The 11,377-nt window shown below is 70.6% G+C and carries 11 protein-coding genes; 2 read left to right on the top strand and 9 right to left on the bottom strand.

Annotated elements, in window-relative coordinates; all coding sequences use genetic code 11:
• Positions 1-831: a helix-turn-helix transcriptional regulator gene (locus ABZ370_RS04285; protein WP_358616212.1), complete on the bottom strand. Its 831-nt coding sequence runs from the start codon at positions 829-831 to the stop codon at positions 1-3.
• 235 nt (positions 832-1,066) lie between these two features.
• On the opposite strand from ABZ370_RS04285, the gene ABZ370_RS04280 reads away from it, so the two are divergent.
• Positions 1,067-1,378, top strand: a complete 312-nt coding sequence (locus ABZ370_RS04280; protein ID WP_358616210.1) for a hypothetical protein — start codon at positions 1,067-1,069, stop codon at positions 1,376-1,378.
• Between the two features lie 7 nt (positions 1,379-1,385).
• Positions 1,386-2,462, top strand: a complete 1,077-nt coding sequence (locus tag ABZ370_RS04275) for an NAD(P)-binding domain-containing protein (RefSeq protein WP_358616207.1) — start codon at positions 1,386-1,388, stop codon at positions 2,460-2,462.
• 103 nt (positions 2,463-2,565) lie between these two features.
• Here ABZ370_RS04275 and ABZ370_RS04270 read toward each other — a convergent pair whose 3' ends face one another.
• From ABZ370_RS04270 to ABZ370_RS04235, 8 genes are all read right to left on the bottom strand, one after another.
• Entirely contained in the window at positions 2,566-3,585 is a 1,020-nt protein-coding gene (locus ABZ370_RS04270; protein ID WP_358617410.1) for a LacI family DNA-binding transcriptional regulator, read from the bottom strand.
• Between the two features lie 102 nt (positions 3,586-3,687).
• Entirely contained in the window at positions 3,688-4,722 is a 1,035-nt protein-coding gene (locus ABZ370_RS04265; protein ID WP_358616205.1) for a LacI family DNA-binding transcriptional regulator, read from the bottom strand.
• A gap of 3 nt (positions 4,723-4,725) precedes the next feature.
• On the bottom strand, positions 4,726-6,141 hold the full coding sequence (locus ABZ370_RS04260) for a BNR repeat-containing protein (RefSeq protein ID WP_358616202.1): 1,416 nt from the start codon (positions 6,139-6,141) through the stop codon (positions 4,726-4,728).
• A 31-nt stretch (positions 6,142-6,172) separates the two neighbouring features.
• Positions 6,173-6,493 carry an L-rhamnose mutarotase gene (locus ABZ370_RS04255; protein ID WP_358616200.1) on the bottom strand — a complete coding sequence of 107 codons (321 nt, stop codon included), beginning with the start codon at positions 6,491-6,493 and terminating at the stop codon, positions 6,173-6,175.
• A gap of 15 nt (positions 6,494-6,508) precedes the next feature.
• On the bottom strand, positions 6,509-7,597 hold the full coding sequence (gene rhaS / locus ABZ370_RS04250) for a rhamnose ABC transporter substrate-binding protein (RefSeq protein WP_358616197.1): 1,089 nt from the start codon (positions 7,595-7,597) through the stop codon (positions 6,509-6,511).
• 86 nt (positions 7,598-7,683) lie between these two features.
• Positions 7,684-8,628, bottom strand: coding sequence for an ABC transporter permease (locus ABZ370_RS04245; RefSeq protein ID WP_358617408.1), 945 nt, complete (start codon positions 8,626-8,628; stop codon positions 7,684-7,686).
• Between the two features lie 17 nt (positions 8,629-8,645).
• Positions 8,646-9,680, bottom strand: coding sequence for an ABC transporter permease (locus tag ABZ370_RS04240; protein WP_358616194.1), 1,035 nt, complete (start codon positions 9,678-9,680; stop codon positions 8,646-8,648).
• Positions 9,677-11,194, bottom strand: coding sequence for a sugar ABC transporter ATP-binding protein (locus tag ABZ370_RS04235; RefSeq protein ID WP_358616191.1), 1,518 nt, complete (start codon positions 11,192-11,194; stop codon positions 9,677-9,679). Before ABZ370_RS04235 ends, ABZ370_RS04240 begins: the two co-directional genes overlap by 4 nt.
• Between the last annotated feature and the right edge of the window lie 183 nt (positions 11,195-11,377).

Here is an 11,377-nt window from a genome sequence, read left to right as displayed (position 1 = left end):
TCAGATCTCCCGTGCTAGTTGTTGTAGGAATGCCGGTGTCTCGCCAGGGGAGAGAGCACCCGCCCGCAGCGCTTCGAACCTGCGGGAGAAGGACCAGATGGTCGTCTGCTTGTCGCTGATGTCCGACCCGTCGATCGCGTCGCTTTGCACGACCACCGGCAACGGACTGCCGAACTCCCACAGATTGAAGTTGGCACCGGTCCGGTAGGTGGCCATGGCCATCGGAAGGATCTGCACCGTGACGTTGTCGAGCTGCGCCAGGGTCCGAATCTCCTCGTACTGCTCATGCATGACGTCCGGGCCGCCCACCACGCGACGCAGCGACGCTTCGTCCTGGATGACCCAGAGTTCCAGCGAGTTGTCCCTACGCCTCAGGGCCTTCTTCCGCTCGCTACGGATCTGGATGTGGCGCTCGACGAACTCCGTGGTGGTCTCCTCAACCGGCTTGGCGGCCACGAACATCTCCCGGGCGTAGCGCTCCGTCTGCAACAGCCCGAAGACAACATGTGGCTGCCACGTCCGGCTGGTTCGGGCGCCGCTCTCCAGGCCGATGTGCATGCCCATCCCGGACGGCAGCACACTGCGATAGATGGACCACCAGCCCCGGTTGAGGGAATCGCGGTGGATCTGCATGAGGAAGTCGATGTCTTCCTCGTCCTCGACGCCGTACCGGTCCAGGAGGGCTCGTAAGTCCGTGGCCTTGGGCAGGGCCGAGAGGCAGTTCTCCACGCGGAACAGCTTCGTGGTCGAAAACGTCAACCCGTCCACCGCCTCCGCCAGGGTGAATCCGGCTCCATCCCTCAACCGCTTGAGCTCCCAGCCGAGTTGCATGCGACGGACCGTCGGTCCCGTTGGTGCTGCCACGAGTATGCCTTCCAGTGAGCCGAGCCTGCTACGTCGATGTGCGAGTCCCGAGTCAAACACCGCTAGTCCCCACCTGTGAGGCAAACAGCCCACTTGGTCACATATGCCATCTCAAGCGGAAATTACCTATCATCTTGCGGGCCACCTTCTGCGCACCCGAAGCTGTTTCCGCCACCGCTTCCGAACGTCAAGGAGCGGCCCCATGCAATCCCCACGCCCCCGCCTCCTGCCCTGGCCAGCCGAGAGCGGCAAGCCCTGCTACCTCGTCAGCGACGACTCCGGCGCGGGCTACATCTCACGGCTGGCCGACGAGATGGAGACCGTGCAGCTCCGCACCGGGACCGACCTCCTCGGGCACGCACGCCTGCTCCTCCGGGACCGCAAGGCGCACGCCGGTGAGCTGCGCTTCGTGGGGCATCGGCTCGCCGAGGCGCTGCATGACGCGCTGCGGGTGGCCGAGAGCCGGGGCATGCGGCTGGAGGACCGGGAAGATCCGGGGCCGGAGCCGAGTTAGCAGAAGCATGAACAACGTGGACGTCGTGGTCGTGGGCGCCGGGCAGGCGGGGCTGTCCGGGGCGTATCACCTGCGGAGGGCGGGGTACGAGCCGGGCGCCGGATTCGTGGTGCTCGACCACTCCCCCGCGCCCGGCGGGGCGTGGCAGTTCCGGTGGCCGTCGCTGACGTACGGCAAGGTGCACGGGATGTACGACCTGCCCGGGATGCGGCTGACCGGCGACGACGCCGCTCCCGAGCGGCCGTCGTCCGAGGTGGTCCCTGCGTACTTCGCACGCTACGAGCGCGCCTTCGACCTGCGGGTCGTACGGCCCGTCGACGTCACCGCCGTGCGGGAGGACGACGGCAGGCTGCGGGTGGAGACCTCCGCCGGGACGTGGTCCGCCCGCGCGCTGATCAACGCGACCGGCACCTGGGACCGCCCCTTCTGGCCGCGCTACCCGGGGCAGCGGACCTTCCGGGGGCGGCAGCTGCACACCTCGCGGTACCCGGGTCCGGAGGCGTTCGCCGGGCAGCGGGTGATCGTCGTCGGGGGCGGGACGTCCGGGGTGCAGCATCTGCTGGAGATCGCCGACGTGGCGGCCGCGACCACCTGGGTCACCCGCCGCCCGCCGGTCTTCCGCACCGGGCCGTTCGGCGAGGACCAGGGCCGGGAGGCGGTGTCGCTGGTGGCGGAGCGGGTGCGGCGGGGGCTGCCGCCGCAGAGCGTGGTGTCGGTGACCGGGCTGCCCATGACGGAGGCGATGGAGCGGGCCCGTGCGCGGGGCGTGCTGGACCGGCTGCCGATGTTCGACCGGATCACCCCCGACGGGGTGAGCTGGGCGGACGGCCGCACGGTGGCGGCGGACGTCATCCTCTGGGCCACCGGTTTCCGCGCCGCGATCGACCATCTCGCCCCGCTGCGGCTGCGCGAGCCGGGCGGCGGGATCGCCGTCGAGGGGACCCGGGCCGTCCGAGACGCGCGCGTGCACCTGGTCGGCTACGGGCCCTCGGCCAGCACGGTCGGGGCCAACCGGGCGGGCCGGGCCGCGGTGCACGAGATCCGGGCGCTGCTGGACGGGGTTCCCGCCCCGGCCGCGGTCTGACGGACCGGCCCGCCGACCGGACCTCAAGCCGCCCGCGCAGCGCCGACGCGTACGGCGAGGGGCCGCCCGGCACGGGCACCGCGCCCCGGGAACAGCCCGCGGCTCACGTGCCCGGCTTCGCCGCCAGCGTCGAGTCCCGTACGACCAGCTCCGGCTGGAGGACGATCCGCCGGTGGAGGTGGGCGTCGGCGTCGTCGCCCGTCTCCTCGATCAGCAGCTCCGCCGCCGTGCGCCCCATCCGGAACGCGGGCTGCCGCACGGAGGTCAGCGGCACCGCCGCGGCCGCCGCGAACTCGATGTCGTCGTACCCGACCAGCGCCACCTCACCCGGCACCGACACCCCGGCCGCGAAGAGCGCCTGGAGCACACCCAGCGCCAGCAGGTCGTTCGCACAGAACACCGCGGTCGGCCGGGGTGAGATGCCCAGCAGCCGGGCCCCGGCGTCGCGGCCCGCCGCCACGTCCAGCCGCGCGGCCTCGATGTGCAGCAGCGACTCCGGCGGCAGGCCCTCCTCGGCGAGCGCGGCGAGCGCCCCGGCACGCCGGTCCTGGCACTGCGGCAGCTGCATCGGGCCGCTGACGTACACCAGTCCGCGGTGGCCCTGGGCGATCAGGTGGCGGATGGCGAGCGCGCCGCCCTCGATGTCGTCGACCGACACCGAACAGCCCTCGGCGCTGGGCACCTCGCGGTCGACGAGGACGAAGGGGATGTCGTGGCGGCGGAAGTGCTCCAGGTTGCCGCCGGTGGCGTCGGCGGGGGTCACCAGGACGCCGCGCACCCGGTGCTCGGCGAAGAGCGAGAGGTAGTCGGCCTCCTCGTCGGCGCTCTGCGCGCTGTTGCACACCATGACGCCGAGGCCCGCGTCCCGGGCGGCGCGCTCGGCGCCGCTGGCCACGTCCACGAAGAACGGGTTCGCCATGTCGAGCACCAGCAGCGAGATGATCCGGCTGCGCCCGGCGCGCAGCTGGCGCGCGGATTCGCTGCGTACGTAGCCGAGCCGTTCGATCGCCGCCTGCACCCGGTCACGGGTGGCCTCGGCGACCATCTCCGGACGGTTGATCACGTTCGATACGGTGCCGACGGACACTCCCGCCTGCCGCGCGACGTCCTTGATCCCCACCATGCGTCCCACGACCTCGGCCTCCGCCTTTCCGCGGCCCACCTCGGCCGCGGTACCCATGCTATGGCGTGCGCGGCACGTATTTCCTCCACCCCGCCGCCACGGTCACCTGCCGTGAACGGTACGGGCCAGGCTCGATCCGCGGACGACGAGTTCGGGCCGCAGCACGATCCGCCGGTGGCGGTGGGCCTCGGCCGCCTCCCCCGTCTCCTCGATCAGCAGCTCCGCCGCCGTACGCCCCATCCGGAACGCGGGCCGCCGCACGGAGGTCAGCGGCACCGCCGCGGCCGCCGCGAACTCGATGTCGTCGTACCCCACCAACGCCACCTCACCCGGCACCGACACCCCCGCCCCGTACAGCGCCTGCAACACCCCCAGCGCCAGCAGGTCGTTCGCGCAGAACACCGCGGTCGGACACGGCGACATGCCCAGCAGCCGCGCCCCCGCGTCCCGGCCGCCCGCCACGTCCAGCCGCTCCACCTCCACATGGCGCAGCGCGGACTCGCCGACCCCGGCCTCCCGCAGGGCGCTCAGCGCGCCGGTGCGGCGGTCGCGGCACTGGGCGAGACGCATCGGGCCGCTGACGTACGCCAGCGCGCGGTGCCCCTGGTCGAGGAGGTGGCGGGCGGCGAGCGCGCCGCCCTCGACGTCGTCGACCGACACCGAACAGCCCTCGGCACCGGGCACCTCGCGGTCGACGAAGACGAACGGGATGCCGTGCCGCCGGAACGACTCCAGGTTGCGCCCGGTGGCGTCGGCGGGAGTGACGAGGACGCCGCGCACCCGCTGTTCGGTGAAGAGCTCCAGGTAGTCGGCCTCCTCCCGGACGCTCTGGGCGCTGTTGCACACCATCACCCCGAGGCCCGCCTCGCGCGCCGCGCGCTCGGCGCCGCCCGCCACGTCCACGAAGAACGGGTTCGCCATGTCCAGCACCAGCAGCCCGACGATGCGGCTGTGGCCCGCGCGCAGCTGACGCGCCGACTCGCTGCGTACGTACCCCAGCCGCTCGATGGTGGCCAGCACCCGGGCCCGGGTCTCCTCGGACACCGCATCGGGGCGGTTGATGACGTTGGAGACCGTGCCGACCGAGACCCCGGCCTCCTTCGCCACCTCCTTGATGCCGACGCCGTGAGCGCTCAAGCCCTAACCCGGCAGTCGGAAGTCGATGACGCGGAGGGCCGAGGGTGTGGTGCCGCTCGACTTCCGCTGGTACATGAACGACAGCACGCCGTCCTGGGCGAGGCGGGTGTCGTCGACGACGACCTCGCCGAAGGCGTCCAGCCCGCTGCCGTCGAAGAGCGTCTTCCAGTCGGTGTACCCCGAGGCGCTGGACGCGCCGACGATGCGGCCGTACGGCATGACGGCGTAGGCGTTGTCGTACTTGTCGAAGGCCAGGTGGGTGCGCTGGCTGGAGTTCGGCGCCACCGGGATCTCGGTCTTCTTCCAGGCGCCCGTCGCGTTCTTGAAGAGGTGGAAGGCACGGCCGTTGGTGGTCCGGTCGGCCACGTAGTCGGTGGTGCACTGACCGAAGCGGCCGGGGACGTAGCTGATGAGGGCGTGCGGGCGCCCGGCGGAGTCGGTGGCCTGGCTCTCCTGGTTCATCAGCGAGTGGTCGGGGTTCAGCGGATCGACGACCGTGCCGGTGTCGTTCACGGTCACCTTGTCGGCGCCACCGGTGGTGCCGACGACCGTGCCCGCCGCGTTGCGCCAGGTGCGGCCGCGATCCGCGCTGTAGACGTAGCCGGTGTCGTGGTTGGTGAGGCCACCGGCGTCGCACATCACCGCGTTGTTCTGCTCGCGCCAGGTGTAGAAGGCGTGCAGCCTGCCGTCGGCGCCGTAGTCGATGCCGTGCAGATACATGTTGCGGGCGGTGCTGGAACCGTGCTCGCTGGTGTAGGTACCGGTGGACGCGGACCATTCGCCGAGCGCCGTCCACTTGGTGCCGTCGTACTCGGCCAGCGCGTTGCGGCCGTTCCCGGAGACTCCGACCCGGTAGCTGAGCTGGAGGCGGCCCTCGGGAGTGGCCACGAACTGCGGATACGTGAACTGGGAGGTGAGCGCGAGCCCGTCCAGGGTGGTCTGCACGCCGCCGAACTGGCCGCTGTTCCACGGGTGTCCGGCGGGGTCGTCCAGCAGCCCGGCCACCGACTTCACGTAGAAGAAGCCGCTGCTGTGCGAGTCCATGTTGAGGTGCAGCCGGCCGTCGACGCGCGAGATCCCCATGGAGATCACATTGTGGGAGTCGTCGGCGGTGAGCTTGTGCGGCAGCCGGACGGTCTGCCAGTCCGACCGGCCCAGCGCGCGGCGCCCGATGACGGCGGTGCGGTCGCCGGTGTACCAGACGGCGTACTGGTAGCCCTTATAGGTGAGCAGCCCGTTCTTCTGGAACGCGTTGTTGTTGACGAGGCCGTTGTACGACTCGAAGTAGACGGCCTGGGGGTCGAGCTGGGTGTCGGCGACCTTGCTGACCGCCGGGCCGGGGGCCGCGGCGGTCGCGTCCGCCGGGGTGGCGGCCACGAGGAGGGTCGCGGCCAGCGCGGTCACGAGCAGGGGTCTCATGTCGGGGGTGTCCTCCGTGTTCTGGGCGAGGCTAGGCGAGGTGGAACACTTCGGTGAGCGGTGTCATCGCCTCATCGGGCTTGGCGCCGTCCAACTCCTCAAAAAAGCCCGCCATCTCCGCCTGCCACCGCGCGTTGACGTCGGTGGCGGCCATCGCGGCCTGCGCCGCCGCGAAGTCCTCGGTCTCCAGATAGCCGACCAGCAGTCCGTCCTCCCGCAGGAAGAGCGAGTAGTTGTGCCATCCGGCGGCCGAGAGCGCCTCCAGCATCTCGGGCCACACGGCCTCGTGCCGCTCGCGGTACTCGGCCAGCCGCTCCTGGCGGACCTTCAGCAGAAAACACACACGCCGCATCACGGGCCGCCCGCCTCAGAAGTGGAACTTGTCGATGTTGGACTTGTCGAAGACGGTGGGCGGGCCGAGGATGACCTCGCCCTTCTTGCCGACCGTGTACTCACCGAGCTTCCCGGCCTTGAACTTCTCCCCCTCGGCCCCGGTGATCTGCCCGGAGGCGAGCGCCGCGGCGGCGTACGAGCCCAGGTATCCCAGCTTCTTGGGGTCCCACAGCGCGAACTGCTCGACGGTGCCGTCCTTGACGTACTTGCGCATCTGGTTGGGCGTGCCGAGGCCGTTCAGCACGACCTTGCCCCGGTACGAGGAGTCGCTGATGTAGCGGGCGGCCGCGGCGATGCCGACCGTGGTGGGCGAGATGATGCCCTTGAGCTTGGGGTACGCCTTCAGCAGGCCCTGGGTCTCCTGGAACGACTTCTGGTCGTCGTCGTCCCCGTACACGGTCTTGACCAGCTTCATGTTCTTGTAGGCGGGCTTCTTCAGCTCGTCCTTCATGAACCCGATCCAGGTGTTCTGGTTGGTCGCGTTCTGGGTGGCCGAGAGGATCGCGATCTCGCCCTTGTAGTCGAGCTGCTTCGCCAGGTGCCGCACCTGGCTGCGGCCGATCTCCTCGGAGCCGGCCTGGTTGATGAACAGCTGGCGGCAGGCCGGGGCGGTGTCCGAGTCGTACGCGACGACCTTGATGTTCTTCTTCATGGCCTGCTTGAGCGGTCCGCACACCGCGTTGGGGTCGTTGGCGGCGATGAGGATGGCGTCCTGCCGCTGCTGGACCAGGGTGTTGATGTACGACACCTGGGAGGAGGCACTGGCGTCGGACGGCCCGACCTCCTTGCCCTTGCCGCCGAACTCCCGGGCGGCGCCGATCCCGGCGGTGTCCAGGATCTTCAGGTACGGGTTGTTGATCTGCTTGGGCAGGAAGGCGAGCTTGAGCCCCTTCTTCAGCGGGGCGTCGGGGTTGGCCTTGGCCTGCGATCCGCTGTCGGCCTTGCCGCTGTTGTCGCTGTCCTTCTTGGTGGTGCCGCCGCATCCGGCGAGGGTGACGGCGAGGGCGCAGACCGCGGCGGCGGTGGCGGCGGCGCGGCGCCGCGAAGAGGAACGCTGGATCATGGGCGGACCTTTCACGTGTATCAACATCTGAAAGTCAAAATCTGAAATCTGTCAGCCGTCATCTGCTATCCGTCAGCTGCTAGCTGTCATCCGTCAACTGCCAGCCGTTTGACCATGCGAGGAGTCAGGACGGACGCCACCAGCAGCAGCCCGGTGACGATCACCTGGACCTCGTTGGCCACGTCGTTGAGGGTCAGCAGGTTCTTCAGGACGCCGATGAGCAGCACCCCGGCGACCGCGCCGAACAGGGTGCCCTTGCCGCCGTCGAAGTCGACCCCGCCCAGCAGGACGGCGGCGATGACCAGCATTTCGAAGCCCTGGCCGTTGTCGGCGCGGGCGCTCCCGTACCGCAGGGTGAACACCACCCCGGCGAAGGCGGAGACGAGCCCCGCCACGACGAACAGCAGCAGCTTGAACCGCTTGACGCGGATGCCCGCGAAGTACGCGGCGTCCTCCTGGGCACCGATGGCGAACAGCGACCGGCCGAGCCCGGTGCAGTGCAGCACCACGGCGGCGACCACGGCCAGCACGATGAACAGCGCCACCGGATAGGTGAGGAAGGTCCCGGGCACGGTGGTGGTGTCGACCGCCCACTTCGCGTACGTCTCGGGGAAGTCGGTGATGGCGTTCGACCCGAGCACCACCGAGGCCAGCCCCCGGTACAGCGCGAGCGTGCCGATGGTAACGGCGAGGGACGGCAGCCCGACCCGGGTGACCAGCCAGCCGTTGAGCAGCCCGCCGGCCACGCCGACCAGCAGCACGACCGGCACGATCGTCTCGAACGCCCAGCCTCTCTCCCACAGTTCACCGGTCAGCGCGCTGGACAGGCCGAGCATCGAGGCCACCGACAGATCGACCTGCCCGGCCACCACCAGCAGCGTCATCGGCAGCGCCATCAGCGCGACCTCGGCGATGTCGTTGAAGGCGAAGGCGAGGTTGTCGTGGCTCGCGAAGCCGTCCGTCGTGCCGAGCCCGGTGAGGAACACCGCGACCAGCAGCACCCCGACGGCGGTGTCCCAGCGCAGCAGCACCCTGTTCAGCGCCCTGTTCAACGTGCGCTCCTCTTCCTCAGCGCACGGGTCATGCGCACGTTCACGATCCGGTCCACGCTGATGGCGGCCAGCAGCAGGGCGCCCGCGATGGCGTCCGCCCAGAAGGAGTCGACCTTCAGCACGGCCAGCGCGCTGACGATGGTGGTGAGCAGCAGCGCCCCCAGCGCCGCGCCCCACACGGTGCCGGTGCCGCCGACGATGGCGACTCCGCCGACCACGACCGCGCTGACGACCGTCAGTTCCCAGCCGTGCGCGTTGTCCGCGACGACGGTCCCGAAGCGGGCCAGCCACAGCGCCCCCGCGAAGCCCGAGACGGCGCCGGAGAAGAGGTACGCGCCCAGCACCCGGCGCCGGATCGGCACCCCGGCGAGCCGGGCGGCCTCGGGGCTGGAGCCGATGGCGTACAGCTCCCGGCCGCTCGCGTACATCCGCAGGAAGTAGGCGGTCCCGGCGAGCACCAGCACGGAGATCAGCGGCAGATACGGGATGCCCAGCACACTGCCGCTGCCCAGGTCCAGCACGGACTGCGGCACATCGGCGGCGCTGATCTGCTCTCCCTGCGCCCACCAGTAGTCCAGGCCCTGGATGATGTAGAGCATCCCGAGCGTGACCACCAGCGCGGGCACCTTGCCGAAGCTGACCAGCGATCCGCTGACGGCGCCGCAGACCGCGCCGACCAGGACGCCGAGGAGCAGCACCGTCAGCACCCCGTGGTCCGTACCGGAGACGAACTTCCCGCAGGCGAAGGCGGACAGGCCCACCACGGACCCCACCGACAGGTCGATGTTGCGGGTGATGACCACGACGGACTGCCCGACCGCGAGCAGCACCAGGATCGCGGCGTTCAGCAGTAGGTCCTTGACGCCCTGGTCGTTCAGGAAGCGGGGCTCGGCGACCCAGGTGAACAGCACCAGCAGCGCCAGCGCGCCCGCGATGCTGATCTCCCGCGCCCGGAAGACGGCGTCGACGAGCGAGCGCGCCGAGCGCGCCCCTTCCGCCGGGGCGGCCGGTTTTTCGACAGTGACCGTCACGCCGCGCTCCTCCCCTTGCCGCCCAGCCCTGTCGCGGCGGCCATCACCGACTCCTCGGTGGCCTCGGCGCGCGGGATCTCGGCAACGAGCCGTCCCTCGTGCATCACCAGCACCCGGTCGGCCATTCCGAGCACCTCGGGCAGATCGGAGGAGATCATCAGCACCGCGAGCCCGTCGGCGGCCAGCGACGACAGCAGCCGGTGCACCTCGGCCTTCGTGCCGACGTCGATGCCGCGCGTCGGCTCGTCCACGATGAGCACGGCCGGTTCGGTGGCCAGCCACTTGGCGAGCACGACCTTCTGCTGGTTGCCGCCGGACAGCACCCCGACGTGGTCGCCGAGGCTGCCGTACTTCAGCTGGAGCCGTACCGCCCAGTCCGAGGCCCGGCCGCGCTCCAGCGCGCGCTTGATCATCCCCGCGCGGCCCAGCCGGTCCAGGCCGGTCAGCCCGATGTTGCGTTCGATGGACATCTCCATGACCAGGCCGCGCTGGCGCCGGTCCTCGGGGACGAGCGCGAGCCCCGCCGCCATGGCGGCGGTCGGCGAACCGGGCCGCAGCACCGTGCCGCCCACCCGCACCTCGCCCGCGTCCGCCCGGTCCACCCCGAAGACGGCCTGCGCGACCTCGCTGCGCCCGGCGCCGACCAGCCCCGCGAGCGCGACGATCTCCCCACGGCGCACCTCGAACGACACATCCCGGAAGACGCCCTCCCGGGTCAGCCGGCGCACCGACAGCGCGGTCTCGCCGACCCGGGTCCGCTGCTTGGGATACAGCTCCTCCAGGTCCCGGCCGACCATGCGGCGTACGAGGTCGTCCTGCGTCAGCCCGGCCAGCGGCTCGGACGCCACCCGGCGCCCGTCCCTCAGCGTGGTCACCCGCTGGCACAGCTCGAAGATCTCCTCCAGCCGGTGCGAGATGAACAGCACCGCGGCGCCCTCCGCGCGCAGCGCCTCGACCACCGCGAAGAGCCGGGCGGTCTCGCTGCCGGTCAGCGCCGCCGTCGGCTCGTCCATGATCAGTACGCGGGCGTCGAACGAGAGCGCCTTGGCGATCTCGACGATCTGCTGGTCGGCGATGGACAGCCCGCGCGCGGGCCGGTCCGGGTCGAGGTCGACACCGAGCCGCGTCATCAGACCGGCGACCTGGGCCCGTACCGCCTTGTGGTCGATCCGGCGCAGCGGGCGCCGGGGCTGGCGGCCCATGAAGATGTTCTCGGCGATCGACAGATCGGGGAAGAGCGTCGGCTCCTGGTAGATCACGGCGATGCCCACGTCCCGGGCGTCGGCGGGGCCGTGGAAGACCACCGGTTCGCCGTCCAGCAGCACCTGCCCGGAATCCGGCCGGTGCACTCCGGCCAGCGCCTTGATGAGCGTCGACTTGCCCGCGCCGTTCTCCCCGGCCAGGGCGTGCGCCTCACCGGCGAAGAGCTCCAGCGAGACGTCCCGGAGGGCCCGTACGGCGCCGAAGGACTTGTTCACCCCCTTGAGGGCGAGGACCGGAACAGACTGACTCACGAAAGGCTCCAGAATGAAATGTTTCAACGCGGATTCCGGGAAGCTAGCCCCGCGCCATGGACCCGTCAAGGGGGTGCGCGGCAGGTAACTCCACTACATACGCGGACCCTTGACGAACCCGCAGCGCCAGCCCTACGGTCCAGGCGCCTTGGATTGAATCGTTTTTCATCCAGTCGCCCTGGA

Origin of the sequence: Streptomyces sp. NPDC005962, from assembly GCF_040629205.1 — a bacterium.
Lineage (GTDB): Bacteria > Actinomycetota > Actinomycetes > Streptomycetales > Streptomycetaceae > Streptomyces.
The sequence above is the reverse complement of the archived record's forward strand: the minus strand, read 5'-3'. Positions and strand labels throughout refer to the sequence as shown.